We start from the raw sequence: 20,957 nt of genomic DNA, 5'->3' as shown, positions 1-20,957 counted from the left end.
CCACCCGCGCGACGGCCGCACCGGCCGGCACCGTCATCGACGACGCGCCGCTAAAGATTTCGCCGAAGTTGCCGTATTAACCGGACGACTAGCGGTGACGCGTGCGTTCCGCCCCCCCTCTCCCTCCCCACTCAGGATGTTCCATGAGATTGACCCAACTGGGCCGGGTGAGCGTCGGCGCGCGTCTTGCGGCGCTGGCGTGCGCACTCGTCGCCGTACTGTTTACCGTTTTCGCGTGGACGCTCGCTCATTTCGCCGGCCAGCAGCTGGCTGAAGAAGCACACATGCGGATCGTCGACAAGGAACAGTCGATCCGCGCGATGGTCGACCTGTTCGACAAGGCGCTGACGGCCGAAGCCAACCGCTCGATGTCGCTGTTCGCGAGCTTCCTCCCGCCTGATTTCTCGCTCGACCCGGCGCGCACCGTCGACATCGGCGGCGTCGCCGCGCCGACCCTGCTCGCGGGCGGCCAGCCGCTCGACCTCGATTATTCGATTCCCGACCAGTTCCTGAAGAAAAGCGGCGCGATCGCGACGATCTTCGCGCGCGACGGCGACGATTTCGTGCGCATCACGACGTCGCTGAAGAAGCAGGACGGCGCGCGTGCCGTCGGCACCAGACTCGACCGCGCCGGGCCCGCGTACGCACCGCTCGTCGCCGGGCGCAGCTACACGGGCCTCGCGAAGCTGTTCGGCCGGTCGTACATCACGCAGTACAAGCCGGTGACCGATGCGACCGGCCGCGTGATCGGCGCGCTGTTCGTCGGCCTCGACATCGGCGCCGAACTCAAGCTCGTCGAGGACGGCATCCGCGCGCTGAAGATCGGCGACAACGGCTACTACTTCGTGCTCGATGCGTCGCAGGGCCCGTCGCGCGGCACCTTCGTCGTGCATCCGGATGCCGACGGCCGGCCTGCCGACGACACGCGTGCGCCTTATGCGCAGATGCTCGCGGCCGGCCAGGGGCGGCTCGCGTACACGTCGACCGACCCGGCCGCGCACGATGGCGGCCCGACCGCGAAATTCGTGTCGTTCACGACGATTCCGCAGTGGCAGTGGCTCGTCGGCGGCATCGCGCTCGACGACGAACTGCTCGCCACCATGCGCGCCACCCGCAACCGCTTCCTGATGATCGGCGCGGTGCTCGTCGCGGCGTTCGCGACGCTGTTCGTCATCGTGGTACGCCGCGTCGTGAGCCGGCCGCTCGATGCGGCGGCACGGGCCTCCGAGCGCTATGCGGCGGGCGATCTCAGCGTGCGCATCCGTGACGGCGCGGCCACGCGCGGCCATGCGGGCGACGACGAGATCGGCCGGCTCGTGCAGGCGGTCGACGGGATCGGCGACGGCCTCGCGCGGATCGTCGCGCAGGTGCGCAACAGCTCCGCCGACATCGCGCGCGGCACGGTCGACATTGCAGCCGGCAGCAGCGACATCGCCGCGCGGATCGCGACGCAGGCGAGCAGCGTCGAACAGACGGCCGCCAGCATGGAACAGATCACCGCCGCCGTGCAGCAGAGTGCCGAGCACGCGGCGCAAGCCAATGCGCTGGTCGCGGATGCGTCGGCCGCCGCGACGAACGGCGACGCCGCGGTACAGCGCGTGGTCACGACGATGGACGACATCGGTCGCGCGACGCGCCGGATCGCCGAGATCACGGGCGCGATCGAAGGCATCGCGTTCCAGACCAACATCCTGGCGCTGAACGCGGCCGTCGAGGCCGCGCGCGCGGGCGAACACGGCAAGGGCTTCGCGGTGGTCGCGGCCGAAGTGCGCGCACTTGCACAGCGCAGCGCGGCCGCGGTCAAGGAGATCGACACGCTGAGCGCCGAATCGTCGACGACCGTCGAACAGGGCTACCGGATCGCGGAGGCCGCACGCGGCACGATGCGCGACATCGTCGCGCGCGTCGACCAGGTCCGCACGCTGATCGGCGAGATCAGCGCCGCGTCGCGCGAACAGTCGACCGGCATCGAGCAGGTCAACCTGGCCGTCACGCAGATCGGCGACGCGACGCAGCAGAACGCGATGCTGATTTCGGATGCCGAACGCGCGGCCGTCGCGCTGCGCGACCAGGCCGCGCACCTGTCGGACGCGGTCAGCGTGTTCCGGCTCGAACGGAGTGCATGACGGAGAACGGATGGCCGGCCCAGGCCGGCCCATCGCCTACTTCTTGTCGTCGCCCGCCAGATCGATCGCCTTGTCGGATCCCACCGCGTTGCGCAGCTGGAACTTCTGGATCTTGCCGGTCGACGTCTTCGGCAGCTCGCCGAACCGCACGGCCTTCGGCACCTTGAAGCCCGCGAGCAGCGCCTTGCAATGCGCGACGATCTCCGCCTCGGTCACGTTCGCGCCTTCGCGCAGCTCGACGAACGCGCACGGCACCTCGCCCCATTTCGGGTCGGGCATCGCGACGACGGCCGCGACCGCCACCGCCGGATGCCGGTACAGCGCATCCTCGACCTCGATGCTCGAGATGTTCTCGCCGCCCGAGATGATGATGTCCTTCTTGCGGTCCTTGATCCGGATATAGCCGTCTGGCATCAGCACCGCGAGATCGCCGGTATGGAACCAGCCGCCGTGGAACGCCTCGTCGGTCGCCTTCGGGTTCTTCAGGTAGCCCTTCATGCAGATGTTGCCGCGGAACATGATCTCGCCGAGCGTCTCGCCGTCGGCCAGCACCGGCGCCATCGTGTCGGGATCGAGCACCGTCGCGCCCGCTTCGAGGTGATAGCGCACGCCCTGGCGCGCATTGAGCCGCGCGCGCTCCTCGTCGCTCAGTTCCTCCCAGTGCGACTGCTTCGCGCACACGGTCGCCGGGCCGTAGACCTCGGTCAACCCGTACACGTGCAGCAGGTCGAAGCCGATCTCCTTCATCTTCGCGATCACGGCCGGCGCGGGCGCCGCGCCCGCGACCATCGCGTGCACCGTGTGGTCGATGCCCTCGCGGAACTCGGCCGGCGCGTTCGCGATCGCGCTCTGCACGATCGGCGCGCCGCAATAGTGCGTGATGCGCTCGCGGCGGATCAGGTCGAACACCGTCTTCGCATCGAACTTGCGCAGGCAGACGTTCACGCCCGCGCGCGCCGCGACGGCCCATGGAAAACACCAGCCGTTGCAGTGGAACATCGGCAGCGTCCACAGGTAGACGGCGTGCTTCGGCATGTCCCATTCGAGGAGGTTGCTGATCGCCGCGAGATACGCGCCGCGATGGTGGTAGACGACGCCCTTCGGGTCGCCGGTCGTGCCGGACGTGTAGTTCAGCGCGATCGCATCCCATTCATCGGCGGGCGGCGTCCATGCGTAGTCGGCGTCGCCGCTCGCGACGAGCGCCTCGTAGTCGGTCGCGCCCGCGAAGCGCGCGGGATCGGCCGGCATCGCATCGGCCACGCTGACGATCTTCAGGCCCGGCACCTCGAGCGCCGCGCGATGCGCGAACTCCGCGTACTCGGTGTCGACGATCAGCACCTTCGCCTCGCCATGACGCAGCATGAACAGCACCGAGGACACGTCGAGCCGCGTATTGATCGTGTTCAGCACCGCGCCGGCCATCGGCACGCCGAAGTGCGCCTCGACCATTGCCGGAATGTTCGGCAGCATCGCCGCGACCGTGTCGCCACGTTCGACGCCGAGCCGCGCGAGCGCGCTCGCCAGTTGCTTCGCGCGCGTGTAGGTCTCGCCCCAGGTGCGCCGCACGTCGCCGTGCACGATCGCGAGGCGCTCGCCGTAGACTTCGGCCGTCCTGACCAGGAAGTCGATCGGGGTGAGCGGCACGTAATTCGCGTCGCGGCGGCCAAGTCCGGCCTCGAACATCTGCGTCATGATCCTGTCTCCCGTGTCCTGTCGACCGGGGCGCATCCACCCCGGATCGTTTTGATGTGGTTCAATTGCCGACAGCCTAACGGGCGCTATTGTGAGCCGTCTGTCATCGAAACGACAGAGTGCCTTTCACGCGCTGCGTGTTATCCCTATCCTCGCAAACCCGCACCCATGCACGACCCTCTCGTTGCCCCGCCCGACGCGCCCGCCGCCCCTGCCGACGCCCTGCCCGAACCGGGCCCGCTGCCGGCGCTGGCCACGCTGTTCGGCCAGTGCGCGTGGTTCCGCACGCTCGCGCCCGAGCACCAGGCGCTCGTGCTCGCGCAGTCGCGCGTCGAGCAGTGCGAGGCCGGCGACGTGATCGCCCATCGGCTCGCACCATCCGAATACTGGATCGGCGTGCACCGCGGGCTCTTGAAGCTCGCGATCTTCAACGCGTCGGGGCGCGGCTGCACGTTCTCCGGCGTGCCGTCGGGCGGCTGGTTCGGCGAAGGCAGCGTGATCAAGCGCGAGCTGCGCAAGTACGAGGTCGTCGCGATCCAGCGCTCGACCGTGCTGTTCGTGCCGGTCGACACGTTCCACGCGCTGCTCGACACGAGCCTGCCATTTACGCGCTTCGTGATCCACCAGTTGAACAACCGGATGGGCGAGTTCATCGCGTCGATCCAGAACAGCCGGCTGCTCGACGTCGATGCACGCGTCGCGCAGGCGCTCGCGCAGCTCTTCAATCCCGACCTGTACCCGGACACCGGCCCGTCGCTGTCGATCTCGCAGGAGGAACTGGGGATGCTCGTCGGCGTATCGCGACAGCGCATCAACCAGGCGCTGCAGCAGCTCGAGAAGCTCGGCGCGTTGCGGCTCGCGTACAACCAGATCGACGTCGTCGATCTCGGTGCGCTCGCGCGCGTCGGGATGGAGCAGATCTGAGCGCGAGACGATGAACGGAATCGCCGCCGACGCAGCGCGCCCATCCGGTATCGCGGCCGTTTTCCGGCCATCGCGCCGCGCTGCGTTTCCTCTGCTGAATCGACCATCGGCCGCTCCGCCTCCACCTGACAATTCCGCCAGTTTCGCGACAGTAACCCGTTCCACGCCGACGCCTATCATTCGGGTTCCATTTACCCACGCCTGATCACCGCCTGTCCCGCCGCCTCCATGTGGATCGTCAATCTCGCGCTCAAGCGCCCCTACACGTTCATCGTGATGGCCATCATGATCGTGCTGGCCACCCCGCTTGCGCTGATGCGCACGCCGGTCGACGTGCTGCCCGCGATCAACATTCCCGTGATCAGCGTCATCTGGAACTACAGCGGCTTCTCCGCGACCGAGATGACGAACCGCATCACGTCCGTGCATGAGCGGATCCTGACGACGACCGTCAACAACATCCAGCACGTCGAATCGACGTCGTTGCCCGGCATCGCGGTCGTGAAGGTGTTCCTGCAGCCGGGCGCGAACGTGCAGACAGCGATCGCGCAGACCGTGTCGTCCGCGCAGGCGATCGTGCGGCAGATGCCGCAAGGCGCGACGCCGCCGCTCGTGATCACCTATTCGGCATCGAGCATCCCGGTGATCCAGCTCGGGCTGTCGAGCAAGACGCTCAGCGAACAGTCGCTCGCCGACATCGCGCTCAACTTCCTGCGCCCGCAGCTGATCACGGTGCCGGGCGTGCAGATCCCGTTCCCGTACGGCGGCCGCACGCGCGTGGTCGCGATCGACCTCGACCCGCAGGCGCTGCAGGCGAAGGGGCTTACGCCCGCCGACATCGTCAACGCGGTCAACGCGCAGAACCTCGTGCTGCCGACCGGCACCGCGAAGATGGGCCAGACCGAATACCGGATCGACACGAACGCGTCGGCCGACACCGTCGCCGACATCAGCAACCTGCCGGTCCAGACAATCAACGGCGCGACGACCTACCTGCGCGAGGTGGCGGCGGTGCGCGACGGCTTCGCGCCGCAGACCAACGTCGTGCGCCAGAACGGCCAGCGCGGCGTGCTCATCTCGATCCTGAAAAGCGGCGACGCATCGACGCTCAAGGTCGTGTCGGACCTGAAGGCGCTGCTGCCGAAGGTGATCCCGACGCTGCCCGAAGGGCTCACGATCACGCCGCTGTTCGACCAGTCGGTGTTCGTCAACGCGGCCGTCCAGGGCGTGATCCACGAGGCGCTCATCGCCGCCGTGCTGACCGCGATGATGATCCTGCTGTTCCTCGGCAACTGGCGCAGCACGTTGATCATCGCGATCTCGATTCCGCTGTCGATCTTCACGTCGCTGATCGCGCTGTCCGCGCTCGGCGAGACCATCAACATCATGACGCTCGGCGGCCTCGCGCTCGCGGTCGGGATCCTGGTGGACGATGCAACGGTGACGATCGAGAACATCGAGCGGCACCTGCATCTCGGTACGAACCTGCACGACGCGATCCTCGAAGGCGCGGGCGAGATCGCGGTGCCCGCGTTCGTGTCGACGCTGTGCATCTGTATCGTGTTCGTGCCGATGTTCTTCCTGACGGGCGTCGCGCGCTTCCTGTTCGTGCCGCTCGCGGAAGCCGTCGTGTTCGCTATGCTCGCGTCGTACGTGCTGTCGCGCACGCTGGTGCCGACGCTCGCGATGCTGCTGTTCCGCCCGCAGCAGGCGAGCACCGGCCCCGGCCGGGCGACGTCGCGCTTCGCGCGCATCCATCACGCGTTCAACGCGGCGTTCGAGCGGCTGCGCGCGTGGTACATCGTGCTGCTCAGCATCCTGCTGGTGCGCCGCCGCTTCTACGCGATGTGCTTCCTCGGCTTCTGCGTGCTGTCGACGGGCCTCGTGTTCGTGCTCGGCCGCGACTTCTTCCCGAATGCGGATTCCGGCAACATCCGGCTGCACATGCGCGCGCCGACCGGCTACCGGATCGAGGAAACCGCGCGCCTCGCCGACCAGGTCGAGCGCGTGATCCGCGAAACCGTGCCGCCCGACGAACTCGGCGCGATCGTCGACAACCTCGGCCTGCCGGTGAGCGGCATCAACCTGTCGTACAGCAACGCGGGCACGATCGGCACGCTCGACGGCGAGCTGCTGATCGCGCTGAAGCCTGGCCACCGCGCGACCCAGCACTACGTGCAGGCGCTGCGCAACGTGCTGCCCGGGCGCTTCCCGGGCGTCGAGTTCTTCTTCCAGCCGTCGGACATCATCACGCAGATCCTCAACTTCGGCCAACCGGCCGCGATCGACCTGCAGGTGCTCGGCAACGATCTCGCGAGTAACATGACTATCGCGAGCAGCCTGATGAAAAAGATCAGGCAAATCCCCGGCGCCGTCGACGTGCACGTGCTTCAACGCAACGACGAACCGACCCTGCTGGCCGACATGGACCGTACGCGCATGCAGCAGCTCAACCTCTCCGCGCAGAACGTCGCACAGAACATGCTGATCTCGCTGTCCGGCAGTTCCCAGACCACGCCGTCGTTCTGGATCAACCCGCGCACGGGCGTCCAGTACCCGCTGCAGATCCAGACCCCGCAATACAACATCTCGTCGGTCGACGACCTGCTCGGCACGCCGATCTCGGCGAGCGGCCGCACGGGCATGCCGCTGCAACTGCTCGGCAACCTCGTGCAGGTGCGCAGCACCGCGAACCCGGCGGTGATCACGCACTACAACATCCGCCCGGCGATCGACGTGTACGTGAGCGTCGAGGGCCGCGACCTCGGCGCGGTGGCCGGCGAGATCGACCGCATCGTGTCCGATGCGCGCGCGACGCTGCCGCGCGGCACCGAGCTGACGATGCGCGGCCAGATCGAGACGATGCGCACGTCGTATATCGGCCTCGGCGCGGGCGTCGCGATGGCGATCGTGCTGGTCTACCTGCTGATCGTCGTCAATTTCCAGTCGTGGCTCGACCCGCTGATCATCATCAGCGCGATGCCGGCCGCGCTCGCCGGCATCGTCTGGATGCTGTTCATCACCGGCACGCACCTGAGCGTGCCCGCGCTGACGGGCGCGATCATGACGGTGGGCGTCGCGACCGCGAACAGCATCCTGGTCGTGTCGTTCGCGCGCCAGCGCCTCGCGGACGGCGCGCCGCCGCTCACGGCCGCGCTGGAAGCCGGCGCGACGCGGATCCGGCCGGTGCTGATGACGGCGCTCGCGATGATCATCGGGATGGTGCCGATGGCGCTCGGTCTCGGCGAAGGCGCCGAGCAGAATGCACCGCTCGGCCGCGCGGTGATCGGCGGGCTGCTGTTCGCGACCGTGTCGACCCTGCTGTTCGTGCCGCTCGTGTTCGGCGGCGTGCATGCGCGGCTGGCCCGCCGGCGTGCGCGCCCGGCCGGCCACTGACTTTCGTCCCACTACCCGGTTGATTTGGTTGAATTCATGGAAGAGAAACATCACAGCGCAGTCGGCATCCAGGTGGACGAACACGGCATGCACCTGCCGGCACGGTCGTCGGTATCGCGACGCGGGAAAATCGTCCTGATCGTGATCGGCGTGCTGCTGGCCGCCGGCGCCGCGCGCACGGTCGTCGTCAACGTGCTGAACCACAACCGGCTCGACGCGGTCGCCGAGCAGAACACGCGCCAGTACGTGACCATCGCGCATCCGGTCGATGCCGCCACCGGCGGCAAGCTGACGCTGCCCGGCACGCTGCGCGGCTTCGTCGAGGCGCCGATCTACGCCCGCGCGAGCGGCTACGTGCTGCGCTGGCAGGCCGACATCGGCGCGCACGTGAAGCAGGGCCAGACGCTTGCCGAACTCGACACGCCCGAGTTGAACCAGGAACTCGCGCAGGCCACCGCACAGCGTCAGCAGGCGCAAGCCGCGCTCGCGCTTGCGAAGACGTCGTTCGACCGCGCGCAGCAGCTGCGCCAGCGCGATGCCGTCTCGCAGCAGGAACTCGACGACCGGCAAGGCGCGTTCAACCAGGGCACCGCGAACCTCGCCGCGGCCGATGCGAACATGCGCCGCCTCACCGAGCTGAAAGGCTTCCAGCGGATCGCCGCGCCGATCGACGGGATCGTCACGCAGCGCAACGTCGACGTGGGCGATCTCGTCAGCTCCGGCAATGCGGGCCGCTCGCTGTTCACGGTCGTGCAGGCCGACCGGCTGCGCCTCTACGTGCAGGTGCCGCAGGCGTATGCGCAGCAGGTGAAGGTTGGCCAGCACGTGAGCGTCGCGCAGGCCGAGTTGCCGGGCCGGAACTTCGACGGGACGGTCACGCGCACGTCCGAGGCGATCGACGTCGCGACGCGCTCGCTGCAGATCGAGATCACGCTGCCGAACCCGGACGGCCGGCTGCTGCCCGGCTCGTACGTGCAGGCGACACTGCCGATGACGCCGGTCGGCCGCCTGCAGGTGCCGGCCAATACGTTGCTGTTCCGCGCCGAAGGCCCGACGGTCGCCACCGTCGATGCGAATGGCCAGGTGCGCCTGAAGCAGGTGACGGTCGTGCGCACGATCGGGCAGACGCTCGAAGTCGACGGCCCGCTCACGCCGAACGACCGCCTCGTCACGAACCCGAGCGACGCGCTCGCGAACGGCGACCCGGTGATCGTCACGGCACCGGCCGCGAAGCCGGCCTCCGGTGCGGCGGAGGCGAAGTCGTGATCGCGAAGCGCGTCCGCCGGCGGCCCACCGCCGTCTCCATCATGTCGGTTGCGCTCGCCGCCGCGCTCGCCGGCTGCACGGTCGGCCCCGATTACAAGCGGCCCGACGTCGACACGCCGGCCGCATGGCGGCTCGACCCGGCGGATTCCTACTGGCACCCGGCCGCGCCGGCCCGCGCGCCGCTCGACCCGGCGTGGTGGACCGCGTTCGGCGATCCGCAGCTCGATGCGCTGGAAGCCGAAGCGCTGCGCAACAACCAGAACCTGAGAGCCGTCGCCGCGCGCTACGACCAGGCGAAGGCGACGCTCGCGTCGGTCGCCTCGGCGCAGTATCCGGCCGTCGGCCTGAACGCGAGCGGCCAGCGCTTCAAGATCTCCGCCGACCGGCCGCAGACCAACTACGCGACGAAAAGCACGTCGACCGTGCAGAACGAGATCCAGGTCGGCGCGGCCGTCAGCTACGAACTCGACCTGTTCGGCCGCGTGCGGCGCAGCGTCGAATCGGCGCAGGCGACCACCGAGCAGGCTGGCGACGATTTCGCGAACGCGCGCCTGGTGCTGACCGCGAATCTCGCGTCGAGCTATTTCGCGCTGCGCGAATTCGACACCGAGATCGACGTCGTCAAGCGTTCGATCGACCTGCAGCAGAAAGCGCTCGACTACGTGAGCGCGCGCCACGACCTCGGCGCGGTATCGGGCCTCGACCTGCTGCAGCAGCGCGCGCAGCTCGACGCGACGCGCACGCAGGCGCAGTTGCTGCTGCAGCAGCGCGTGCAGGTCGAAACCGCGATCGCGACGCTGGTCGGCACGCCGGCCCCCGCCTTCTCGATCGCACCGCGTGTCGTGCCGATCAACGCGCCGGCGCTGCCGACCGGCCTGCCGAGCGACGTGCTGCAGCGGCGCCCCGACGTCGCGTCGGCCGAGCGCGCGATGGCTGCCGCGAATGCGCAGATCGGCGTCGCGCGCGCCGCGTATTTCCCGCGCATCACGCTGTCGCCCGATATCGGCTGGGACGCGACGCGCTTCGCCGGCCTGTTCACCGTGCCGGCGTTGCTCTGGTCGGTCGGCGGGTCGCTCAGCCAGCCGCTGTTCGAAGGCGGCAAGCTGAAAGCCGGCGTCGATTTCGCGCAGGCCGGCTATGTCGCCGCGCAGGCCAGCTACCGGCAGACCGTACTCACCGCGTTCCAGGAGGTGCAGAATGCGGTCACTGGGCTGTCGGTGCTCGCCGACGCCGCGCAGCAGGCCGCCGCGGCCGTCGACGATGCGCGCAAGCTCGTGTCGCTCGCGCAGGATCGCTACGCGGGCGGCCTGACGCCGTTCATCGACGTGCTGACGGCCCAACAGCAGTTGCTGACGAGCGAGCGGCAGGCCGTGCAGATCCAGGGCCAGCGCGCGGCGCTCGTCGTGTTTCTCGCGAAGGCGCTGGGCGGCGGCTGGGATGGCCATGCCGCGGGCGGCCCCGCACCGGCCGAGGTCGCCACGGCCGCGCCGGCGGCGGCCGCGGCGCACCCGAGCCCTTAACCGGATTACCCGGACAACGGATTCGAACATGAAAGTCCTGATCGTCGAAGACGAACCGAAAGTCGTTGAATACCTGAAGAGCGGCCTGACCGAGGAAGGCTGGGTCGTCGACACCGCGCTCGACGGCGAGGACGGCGCGTGGAAAGCCGTCGAATTCGACTACGACGTGGTCGTGCTCGACGTGATGCTGCCGAAGCTGGACGGCTTCGGCGTGCTGCGTGCATTGCGCGCGCAGAAGCAGACGCCCGTCATCATGCTGACCGCGCGCGACCGCGTCGACGACCGCGTGCGCGGGCTGCGCGGCGGCGCCGACGACTACCTCACCAAGCCGTTCTCGTTCCTCGAGCTGATCGAGCGGCTGCGCGCGCTGACGCGCCGCGCACGCGTGCAGGAATCGACGCTGATCTCGATCGGCGACCTGCGCGTCGACCTGATCGGCCGCCGCGCGACCCGCGACGGCACGCGGCTCGACCTGACCGCGCAGGAATTCCAGCTGCTCGGCGTGCTCGCGCGCCGCAGCGGCGAGGTGCTGTCGAAGACGACCATCGCCGAACTCGTGTGGGACGTGAACTTCGACAGCAACGCGAACGTCGTCGAGACGGCGATCAAGCGTCTGCGCGCGAAACTCGACGGCCCGTTCACGGACAAGCTGCTGCACACGATCCGCGGCATGGGCTACGTGCTCGAGGCGCGCGAGGACGGCGACACCGAGAGGTCCGCATGAACCGCTCGATCGTCCTGCGGCTGTCGGCGATGTTCGGCATCGTGTCGCTGCTCGTGTTCACGCTGGTGGGCTGCGGGCTGTTCGTGATCATGGAGCGCCAGCTGTTCGCCGAGCTGCGCGCGACGCTCGACACGCGCACCAAGGTCGCCGAGATGATCGTGTCGCATGCGACCACGTCCATGCGCGGTCGTCTCATGCAGGAAAAGCTCGCCGACCTCGAACCGCCCGACGGCTCGACGCACTACCAGGTCGACAGCCCGAATCCGGATTTCCGCTTCGGCACGCCCGTCGACGGCGTGCCCGTCGGCGCACCGTTCGGCGCGTTCCAGCGCTACGCGCTGAACCACAGCACCTACGACGTGATGACGAAGACCGTCACGGTGGCCGGTAACGGCGAGCGGCCGGCGTTGAAGCTGATCGTCGCCAGCTCGTGCGAGCGCACGCAGCGGATGCTGCGCCGCTTCGGCTGGACGCTCGCCGGGCTGATCACGATCGCCACGATCATCACGCTGCTGCTGAGCCGCGCGGTGGCCCGCTTCGGGCTCGCGCCGCTCGACCGGCTGTCGCAGGACGCCTCGGCGATCAGCCTCGCGAACCGCCGCCAGCGGCTGCAGACCGACGCGCTGCCGCCCGAGCTGCGCGACCTCGCCACGTCGTTCAACGGTGCGCTCGACCGCATCCAGCAAACCTACGCGCGGCTCGAGGCGTTCAACGCGGACGTCGCGCACGAGCTGCGCACGCCGATCAGCATCCTGATCGGCCAGACCCAGGTCGCGCTGACCAGCCGCGACCGCTCGGTCGAGCGGATGGAGCGGACGCTGCAGTCGAACCTCGAGGAATTCGAGCGGCTGCGCGTGATCATCAACGACATGCTGTTCCTGTCGCGCAGCGACCGCGGCGAACGCGCGACCGACCTGAAGGACGTGTCGCTCGCCGACGAAGTGCGGCGCATGCTCGACTTCCTCGAAATCCCGCTGGACGAAGCGCAGTTGCGCGCCGAGCTGCACGGCGATGCGCGCGCGGCCGTCGATCCGTCGCTGTTCCGCCGCGCGATGACGAACCTGCTGATCAACGCGATCCAGCATTCGGCGCCCGGCGCGACGGTGAACGTGACGATCACGCGCCGCGACACGCTCGTCGACATGGCGGTGTCGAACCCCGGCGAGCCGATCGACCCGGTGCAGCGCTCGCACGTGTTCGAGCGTTTCTACCGGCTCGAGGAAGCCCGCGCGAACAGCAAGGAGAACCACGGGCTCGGGCTGTCGATCGTCAAGGCCGTGGCCGAGATGCACGGCGGCAGCGTATTCGTCGCGTGTTCGGGCGGCGTCAACACGTTCGGGTTCTCGGTATCGACCCAAGCCCGCGCAGGCGCCCCGCTGCGCCCGGCCGACGCGCGCGATGCGCGGCCGGCCCACGCGCCGCGCGCGCTGCACTGACGGCTGCCGCCCGCCGAGGGCAGTTTTCTTCAATACGGGCCCGTGCGGCGCCCGTAGTCTCGATGCGACTTTCGACATTTCGCATGGAGACATCCAATGAGCATGCTGGTTTCGATGGCCGCGTTCGCGCTCGCCTCGTCGATCACCCCCGGTCCCGTCAACATCGTCGCGCTCAGTGCCGGCGCACGCCACGGCCTCGGCGCGAGCCTGCGCTATGCGGCCGGCGCGACGCTCGGCTTCGTCGCGCTGTTCCTGCTGATCGGCCTCGGGCTTCACGCCGCGCTCGCGCGCTGGCCGGTGCTGACGACGGCCACGCAGTGGTCGGGGATCGCGTTCCTGCTTTATATGGCGCTGCGGCTCGCGCTCGACGACGGGCGGCTGTCGGCCGACCCGGACGTGGCCGGCCCGTCGGCGGCCACCGGCGCGGCGATGCAGTGGCTCAATCCGAAAGCGTGGCTCGCATGCGTGGCCGCGATGGGCGCGTATGCGACCGATGGTGAACGCGCGCAGGTCTGGCAGTTCGCCGCGCTGTACCTGGTGATCTGTTTCGCGTCGATCGCGTGCTGGTCGTATGCGGGCGCGTCGCTGCGGCACCGGCTCGCGAACGCGCGGCACATGCGCGTGTTCAACCGGCTGATGGCGCTGCTGCTCGCGGGCAGCGCACTCTTCCTGCTCGACGTCTAGTGCCTGCCGTTCAGCTCGTCGCGCTGCGGTACTGTCCGGGCGTCGCGGCTGCGATCCGCCGGAACGCGCGCTGGAAATGCGCCTGGTCGGCGAAGCCCGCGTCCAGCGCGACGTCGGCGATCGGCCGGCCGCGGCGCAGCTCCGTGCGGCCGTACTGCACGCGGCGATCGATCAGGAAGGCATGTGGCGTCATCCCGTAGCGGGCATTGAACGCGCGGATCAGGTAGGACGGCGACAGATCGGCCGCCGCGCAGATCGCATCGAGCGTGACGCCCTCACGGCAGTGCGCGGCGATGTAGTCGGCCGCGCGCGCGAGCCGGGCGTTGTCGTCGCCGGCGCGCGGGCCGGGCAGTTCGCGATCGAGCGCGCCGTGCAACGCCGTGAAGAACTCGACCGCCGCACTCTCCTTGCCGAGCGGATCGACGCCGGGAGCGACGAGCGTGCGGTAGAAACCGCCAAATTGCGCGAACAGGTCGCGCCGCTGCGTCAACTTCTGCGAAAACCCGTGAAAATCACTGTTCGGATCGCGACCCAGCGCATGCTGAAGCCGGGCGAGCCACGGCACGTCGACATAGACCATCCGGTACGCCCATGCGTCCGGGCCATACGGATTGCACGCATGCACCTGTTCCGGATCGATGATCACGAGCACGCCGCGCCCGACGTGCTCGTTCGTCGCGCCGTTCACGTAGGTGCTCGTGCCGCCGACGATCGCGCCCACCGAAAACGTGTCGTGCGTGTGCTTCGCGTAACAGATCGCGCGGCCGTCGTCGACGGTGCGCGCCTCGATGAACGGCAGCGCGGCATGACGCCAGAATGGCGACGGTACGACGGATCGGTTGGCGGTACGGCTCACGCGGCGGGCTCCCGGTTCGGACGGCGAACGCTCACCGTACAAGACTGTGCGACACCGCGCAACCGGATCGGCGGATCGCCCGCCGCGGCTTCAATACCGGATCGCGCCGTTTCGCCTAAGCTTTGAATTCCGTCCGCCGCGGCACCCGCTGCGATTCCGTTCATTCCTCTCCCGTCACGCACATGCATATCGATCTGAAAGGCAAGACCGCGGTCGTTACCGCCTCCACCGCCGGCATCGGGCTCGCGATCGCCGCAGGGCTCGCGCGCGCCGGCGCGCGCGTCGTCGTCAACGGCCGCAGCGATGCGTCGGTGCAGTCCGCGCTCGCGCACCTGCGCGCCGCCATCCCCAGTGCAGACTTCGACGGCGTCGCGGCCGACCTGTCCGATGCCGCCGGCGTCGCGCGCGTCACGCAGCACACGCCGGATGCAGACATCCTCGTCAACAATGCGGGCATCTACGGCCTGAAGGCGTTCTTCGAGATCGACGACGCCGAGTGGGAACATTACTTCCAGATGAACGTGATGTCCGGCGTGCGGCTCGCGCGGCATTACCTGAAGGGGATGATCGAACGCAATGCCGGGCGCATCGTGTTCATTTCGTCGGAATCCGGCTTGAACATCCCGGTCGACATGATTCATTACGGGTTCACGAAAACGGCGCAGCTGTCGATCGCACGCGGCCTCGCGAAGCTCGCGGCGGGCACCCACGTGACCGTCAACTCGGTGCTGCCGGGGCCGACGATGTCGGACGGCGTGCGGGCGCTGCTGAAGGAAACGGCCGACGAAACCGGCCGCAGCGTCGAGGACGTGGCCGTGGATTTCGTGCGCAACCACCGCTCGAGCTCGATCATCCAGCGGCCGGCAACACCGGAGGAAGTCGCGAACATGGTGGTCTACGTGTGCTCGCCGCTCGCCTCGGCAACGACGGGCGCCGCGTTGCGGGTGGACGGCGGCGTGGTCGACACGATCGCGTAACCGCGAACGGGCAAGGCCGCCGCGCTAGCGCGAGGCGCCCTTGGCCGGCTGGAGCGTGCCCTTGCGGTCGGCGTTCATGCAGGAATCGAAGCCGTATTGCGTGACGACGCCGGCCCTGTCGAACACGACGAAATACTCGCGGTGATCGTTGCCGTGCTCGATGAAATAGTTGTAGCAGACACCGTTGCCGTTGCGGACCATCCATACGCTGCGCGGATTGCCGGCGGCCCGGACGACATCGGCGCGCGTCGCGCCGTGCCGCGACGCGGCCCTCGCAAGCGGCGTGCGCGAATACGAAAACGGCAGCCACGAGTCGAACCACGCGCAACCGTGCAACATCAGGCAGCCGGCAGCCAGGGACAACGCCGCTGCGGGACGGGACATCGTAATCAATCGCATGCTTGGGAAAATCTGCCGCGCCATGCCGGCGTCATCGAAAGCCCCATGCTACTCGACCTTTGGGTCCGGATCGAAAAGAAATGTAGAGATCTTTATCCGAATCCTCGCATTGCATGCTCCGGCAGAAGCATGATCGACGCCCGCCGCGGCGGCCGATGCGCGCGTGAACACGCATCCGCACCATCGCTTCCTGCCGCCTCGGCACGCATCGTCACACATCGTCACGCGACCCATTCGGCCCACAGCATCGTCAGCACGGTCATCAGCGCGGGGCCGACGAACAGCCCGATCAGCCCGAACGTCTCGGCGCCGCCGAGGATGCCGAACAGCACCAGCAGGAACGGCAGCCGCGCGGAACTGCCGATCAGCACCGGCCGCACGAAGTGCTCGGCCACGAACACGACGACGAACCCGAGCACGGCCACCACGATGGCCCACATGGTCGCGCCCTGTACGAACAGCCACAGCGCCGCGCCGCAGAACACGACGGGCGCGCAGAACGGCAGCATCGCGGCGATCGCCGTGACGAGGCCGAGCAGCGCCGCATGCGGGACGCCGGCCAGTGCATACGCGATACCGAGCAGCGCGCCCTCGCCGAGCCCGACGACGACGAGCCCCGTCACCGTGCCGAACACGGCCGAGACCATCCGCTCGATCAGCTCCGCGCCGCTGCGCCCGAACGCGCGCCGCGCGCCCTGCAGCAACGCCCCCGACAGCTTGTGGCCGGCGCGCAGGATCACGAACAGCGTGACGAGCATGAAGCCGAATTCGAGCAGCGCGTGCGCGAGCTTCGTGCCGAACTGCCGCCCGAACGCGAGGAATTTCTCGCTGTTGACGCCGTGCATCGCGGTGGCCGCATGCAGCGGATGGCCGAGGTTGGCCTGCCACCATTCGGTGATCTGCGCCGCACCGTAAGGCAGCCGCGCGACCACGTCCGGCACCGGGATGCCGTTTTCCTGGATCGTGCGCAGCCACTCGCGCAGGTCATGCACCTGGCCGATCGCCTGGGTCGCCGCGACGGCCACCGGCAGCACGACCAGCAACGAGATCGCCGCCGTGATGACGAGCGCGACGAGCGTCGGGCGGTTGCGGAACAGCCGATGCGATTCGAAGCGCTTGAGCATCGGCCACATCGCGATGGCGATCACGCAGGCCCATGCGATGGCGGGAATGAAATCGCGGATCACCCACAGCGCGATGACCAGCAGCGCCGCGACCAGCACGGCACGGGAAACCTGCTGCGTGCGCGGCCGTGCGGCGGGCTCGGGAGACGACGGGACATGTGCGCCCATGGCACCTCTGTCGAAATGAAAAAATGGCGGTCCGCGCAGGCAACCGGCCTGCGCGAACCGCCATTCTATCCATCGGCGCCGGATCGGCGGCGCATATGATGCGCGCGCCGCCCCGGCATCCCGCCCGCTCAGGCCACCTTGTCGGCGGTCCGGTAACGCTCGAGCCAGTGTGCATACGGCGCGGGCAGCGTCCACGACGGACGCTCGACGCCGAGTTGCTTGGCCGCGTAGTACGGCCAGTGCGGATCGGCCAGATGCGCGCGGCCGACCATCACGAGATCCAGCTGCTCTTCCGCCACCACGCGGTTCGCCAGTTGCGGCGTATCGATCCCCCACGCGGACGACACCGGCAGCCCGGCCTCGCGGCGCACGCGCCCGGCGATCGGCGCGAGGAATGCCGGGCCCCACGGGATCTGCGCGTCGGGCGTCGAGAAGCCGACCGACACGCTCAGCATGTCGAGCCCTTCCTGCTTCAGCCGCTGCGTGAGCGCGATCGATTCGGCGAGTGTTTCTTCGTCGCGGCCGTCGTACTCGATCACGCCGAAGCGCGCAGTCAGCGGCAGATGCTCGGGCCACACCTTGCGCACCGCTGCCAGCGTCTCGACGAGGAAGCGGCCGCGGTTCTCGGCCGAGCCGCCGTATTCGTCGTCACGCTGGTTCGCATGCACCGAGAAGAAGCTCTGGCCGAGATAGCCGTGTGCGAAGTGCAGCTCGAGCCATTCGAAGCCCAGGTCGCGCGCACGCTTCGCCGACGCAACGAAGTCGGCCTGCACGCGTGCGATGTCGTCGCGCGTCATCGCACGCGGCGTCTTCGGCAGATGCGCGCCGAACGGCACGGCCGACGGCGCGATGGTCTGCCAGCCGCGCGGATCGCCGTCGGCGATATGGTCGTCGCCTTCCCACGGGCGATTCGCGCTCGCCTTGCGGCCCGCGTGCGCGATCTGGATGCCGGGCACCGCGCCGGCCGCCTTGATCGCCGCGACCGACGGCGCGAACGCTTCGGCCTGCGCATCGTTCCACAGCCCCGCGCAGCCAGGCGTGATGCGCCCTTCCGGCGACACGGCCGTCGCCTCGGCGATCACGAGGCCCGCACCGCCGCGCGCGATGCCGGCCAGATGCACGTGATGCCAGTCGTTGACGACGCCGTCCTCGGCGACGTACTGGCACATCGGCGGCACCGCGATGCGGTTGCGCAGCGTGACATCCTTGAGTTTGAACGGTTCGAACAGGGCAGACATCCACGGCTCCTTTGCTTGGTTCTGCAAAACGACTGGGAACGCGTCGTGCAACGTGCACGACGGAACGATTCGGGCCGTCGACGGGCCGGCTTGCGCCCGACGACGGATACGGGATGGCGCCGGCCCGGCCGGCGCCCCTGGTTCAACGGCGGCCGAGCTGCGCGAGCAGCGCCTCGGCGGCAGGCTCCGACGACGCGGGGTTCTGCCCCGTGATCAGCAGCCCGTCGGTGACGACATGCGGCGCCCAGTCGGCGCTGCGCTCGAACTCCGCGCCGTTGGTCTTCAGCATGTCCTCGACAAGGAACGGCACGACTTCCGTCAGTTCGACGGCCGCTTCCTCGCTGTTGGTGAAGCCCGTCACACGCTTGCCGCGCACGACCGATTCGCCGGTCTGCGGGTTCTTCACGTGACGCAGCACGCCCGGCGCGTGGCACACGGCCGCGACCGGCTTGCCGGCCGCCAGCGCGCGCTCGATCAGGCCGATCGAATGCAGATCCTCGGCGAGATCCCACAGCGGGCCGTGGCCGCCCGGATAGAACACGGCGTCGTAATCGTCGACGGACACGTCGGCCAGCTTGCGCGTCGAAGCCAGCTCGGCCTTGGCCGCTGCATCGGCGTCGAAGCGGCGCGTCGCGTCGGTCTGGGCCGTCGGGTCGCTGCTTTTCGGGTCGAGCGGCGGCTGGCCGCCCTTCGGAGACGCGAGCGTCAACTCGACGCCCGCATCCTTGAACGTGTAATACGGCGCGGCCAGTTCCTCGAGCCAGAAGCCGGTCTTCTTGCCGGTGTCGCCGAGCGTGTCGTGCGAGGTCAGGACAACCAGAATCTTCATGATCGGACACTCCTTGGAAAATGGATGACGGGAACGGGGCCGCTCGACCGGCAAATCCGGCCGGTCGGCGCGGCACGCCTGTCGGTTAGTCAGCTGTGACGCGTCAACGTGCGACCCGTGTATCCGAATGCGGCCCGCACCTATTAGACCAGTCGTCTAGACCAATTCGAAATAAAACGACGGCGTCTCGCTGCATCATCAGCATCGCAGCGCGAAATGGCATTCGGATGGCATTTTCGCGTCTTCGTTGCCTGCGCCGCGGACGTCGTCGCATTCACCGGAACGGATGATAGCCCCGGATTAGACCGGTCGTCTAGTAAACGGATAATCGCCCCTGCCGTCGTCATGGCCTTTTCGGTGGAGCGCGATCTGCCGGCGTCTGCCGTCGCTCGCGCCCCTCACCTGCGCCGTGGCGTCTAGCCGCGCAACGGACCGTCCGTGTCACCCGCCTCGATCGCCGGTGCTTCGAGCCGCTGCTCGCGAACACCGTCGCCCAGCAGCCGCAGCATCAGTTCCGCCAGTGCGCGCCCCGACGCGTGGCCGGTCGGCTGCACGACCGCCGTCACGCGATACGGATGCGCGAGGCCCGGCGGCACGCCGTCGTAGACGATCAGCGACAAGTCCTCGCCCAGGCGCAGCCCGCTGTCCACGAGCGCCCGAAACGCACCGCCGCCCGCGATGTTGTTGTCGACCAGCAGCGCCGTCGGCCGCTCGTCGCGCGCGAGCAGCGCCCGCACCGCCTGCAGCCCGCCGTCGTGCGTAAACGGACACTCGACGAGCAGCGCCGGATCCGGCTCGATACCGGCTTCGCGCAGGGCCGACAGATAGCCTGCACGGCGCTGCGCGGCGAAATTCAGCGCCAGCGGCGCGCTGATCATCGCAATGCGCCGATGCCCGAACGCCGTCAGCCGGCGCACCGCGTCCCGCGCGCCGGCCTCGTTGTCGAAGTCGAACCACGCATACGGCTCGGCCACCTGCGTCCGGCCGTAAGCCACGTACGGAAACGCGCTCTTTTGCAGATACGCGATGCGCGGATCGTCGACCAGCGTGCGTGCGACGATCAGCCCGTCGACGAGTTTGCCGTCGACGATGCGCCGATAGGTGTCCAGTTCCGCGTTCGGCCGCGCCGACGCGATGATGAAATCGAGATTGCGTTCCGCGAGCCGCTCCGTGATGCCCGCGACGACCTCGCCGAAACGCGGATCGCCGAGATCGCCCGCGCCGAACGGATAGACGATCCCGATCATGTCCGCCCGCCCGGTCGCCAGCCGGCGCGCGGTCGGATCCGCCACATAGCCCATTTCCCGGGCGGCCCGCGCGACGCGCTCGCGCGTCGCCTCGCTGACGTCGTCGTAACCGTTCAGCGCGCGGCTGACCGTCGTCCGCGACAGCCCGAGCGCGTCCGATAACGCCTTCAGATTCACCTTCACCGTCGTTCCTCGCATTCCATGTGCCGCACGGCATGCCGATTGGCGGCAATTGTTTCCGCTCGGTAGTGATTACCGTCAAATAATTATCTTTTGACGTCCAAACCGGTTTGAAATAGCATTCAAACCGGTTTGGACATCGATGCCCACTCAGCCGTTCACTTTCACCTT

The 20,957-nt window shown here is 68.5% G+C and carries 16 protein-coding genes; 9 read left to right on the top strand and 7 right to left on the bottom strand.

Going from position 1 to position 20,957, the window contains the following annotated elements:
• The first annotated feature begins 143 nt into the window (after positions 1-143).
• Positions 144-2,126 (top strand): methyl-accepting chemotaxis protein, encoded by a 1,983-nt coding sequence (locus FFS49_RS06065; protein WP_039356694.1) that lies wholly within the window; start codon positions 144-146, stop codon positions 2,124-2,126.
• A 36-nt stretch (positions 2,127-2,162) separates the two neighbouring features.
• Here FFS49_RS06065 and FFS49_RS06060 read toward each other — a convergent pair whose 3' ends face one another.
• The gene (locus FFS49_RS06060; protein WP_105815307.1) at positions 2,163-3,818 is read right to left on the bottom strand and encodes an acyl-CoA synthetase; all 1,656 of its coding nucleotides are present in this window, start codon (positions 3,816-3,818) and stop codon (positions 2,163-2,165) included.
• Between the two features lie 168 nt (positions 3,819-3,986).
• Here FFS49_RS06060 and FFS49_RS06055 point away from each other — a divergent pair, with 168 nt between their 5' ends.
• The 7 genes from FFS49_RS06055 (at position 3,987) to FFS49_RS06025 (ending at position 13,768) form a co-directional block, all read left to right on the top strand.
• A complete protein-coding gene (locus tag FFS49_RS06055; protein WP_039356700.1) occupies positions 3,987-4,742 on the top strand; it encodes a Crp/Fnr family transcriptional regulator in 756 nt (251 codons plus the stop codon).
• Positions 4,743-4,970: 228 nt separating this feature from the next.
• The gene (locus FFS49_RS06050; protein WP_039356702.1) at positions 4,971-8,138 is read left to right on the top strand and encodes an efflux RND transporter permease subunit; all 3,168 of its coding nucleotides are present in this window, start codon (positions 4,971-4,973) and stop codon (positions 8,136-8,138) included.
• Between the two features lie 36 nt (positions 8,139-8,174).
• On the top strand, positions 8,175-9,404 hold the full coding sequence (locus tag FFS49_RS06045) for an efflux RND transporter periplasmic adaptor subunit (RefSeq protein WP_105815308.1): 1,230 nt from the start codon (positions 8,175-8,177) through the stop codon (positions 9,402-9,404).
• Positions 9,405-9,445: 41 nt separating this feature from the next.
• A complete protein-coding gene (locus FFS49_RS06040) occupies positions 9,446-10,924 on the top strand; it encodes an efflux transporter outer membrane subunit (RefSeq protein ID WP_105815420.1) in 1,479 nt (492 codons plus the stop codon).
• 28 nt (positions 10,925-10,952) lie between these two features.
• On the top strand, positions 10,953-11,648 hold the full coding sequence (locus tag FFS49_RS06035) for a heavy metal response regulator transcription factor (RefSeq protein WP_039356712.1): 696 nt from the start codon (positions 10,953-10,955) through the stop codon (positions 11,646-11,648).
• Complete coding sequence (locus tag FFS49_RS06030; protein ID WP_105815309.1) at positions 11,645-13,084, top strand: heavy metal sensor histidine kinase; 1,440 nt, start codon at positions 11,645-11,647, stop codon at positions 13,082-13,084. The genes FFS49_RS06035 and FFS49_RS06030 overlap by 4 nt, the downstream gene beginning before the upstream one ends.
• Before the next feature lie 96 nt (positions 13,085-13,180).
• Entirely contained in the window at positions 13,181-13,768 is a 588-nt protein-coding gene (locus tag FFS49_RS06025) for a LysE family translocator (protein ID WP_105815310.1), read from the top strand.
• Between the two features lie 10 nt (positions 13,769-13,778).
• On the opposite strand, the gene FFS49_RS06020 is transcribed toward FFS49_RS06025, so the two are convergent.
• Positions 13,779-14,624, bottom strand: coding sequence for an AraC family transcriptional regulator (locus tag FFS49_RS06020; RefSeq protein WP_105815311.1), 846 nt, complete (start codon positions 14,622-14,624; stop codon positions 13,779-13,781).
• 182 nt (positions 14,625-14,806) lie between these two features.
• Between FFS49_RS06020 and FFS49_RS06015 the strand changes: the two genes are divergently transcribed.
• Positions 14,807-15,601 (top strand): SDR family NAD(P)-dependent oxidoreductase, encoded by a 795-nt coding sequence (locus FFS49_RS06015; protein WP_105815312.1) that lies wholly within the window; start codon positions 14,807-14,809, stop codon positions 15,599-15,601.
• Positions 15,602-15,625: 24 nt separating this feature from the next.
• Here FFS49_RS06015 and FFS49_RS06010 read toward each other — a convergent pair whose 3' ends face one another.
• From FFS49_RS06010 to FFS49_RS05990, 5 genes are all read right to left on the bottom strand, one after another.
• Positions 15,626-16,000, bottom strand: a complete 375-nt coding sequence (locus tag FFS49_RS06010) for a hypothetical protein (protein ID WP_039356742.1) — start codon at positions 15,998-16,000, stop codon at positions 15,626-15,628.
• Between the two features lie 221 nt (positions 16,001-16,221).
• Entirely contained in the window at positions 16,222-17,292 is a 1,071-nt protein-coding gene (locus FFS49_RS06005; RefSeq protein ID WP_039356744.1) for an AI-2E family transporter, read from the bottom strand.
• A gap of 128 nt (positions 17,293-17,420) precedes the next feature.
• Positions 17,421-18,530 (bottom strand): NADH:flavin oxidoreductase/NADH oxidase, encoded by a 1,110-nt coding sequence (locus FFS49_RS06000; RefSeq protein ID WP_071332665.1) that lies wholly within the window; start codon positions 18,528-18,530, stop codon positions 17,421-17,423.
• A gap of 142 nt (positions 18,531-18,672) precedes the next feature.
• Entirely contained in the window at positions 18,673-19,359 is a 687-nt protein-coding gene (locus FFS49_RS05995; RefSeq protein WP_039356751.1) for a type 1 glutamine amidotransferase domain-containing protein, read from the bottom strand.
• A 416-nt stretch (positions 19,360-19,775) separates the two neighbouring features.
• Positions 19,776-20,804 (bottom strand): substrate-binding domain-containing protein, encoded by a 1,029-nt coding sequence (locus tag FFS49_RS05990; RefSeq protein WP_071332667.1) that lies wholly within the window; start codon positions 20,802-20,804, stop codon positions 19,776-19,778.
• Positions 20,805-20,957 lie beyond the last annotated feature (153 nt).

This window comes from Burkholderia sp. 4NA327C6 (assembly GCF_005502655.1).
GTDB lineage: Bacteria > Pseudomonadota > Gammaproteobacteria > Burkholderiales > Burkholderiaceae > Burkholderia > Burkholderia contaminans.
This window is presented reverse-complemented; position numbering and strand designations above follow the sequence as displayed.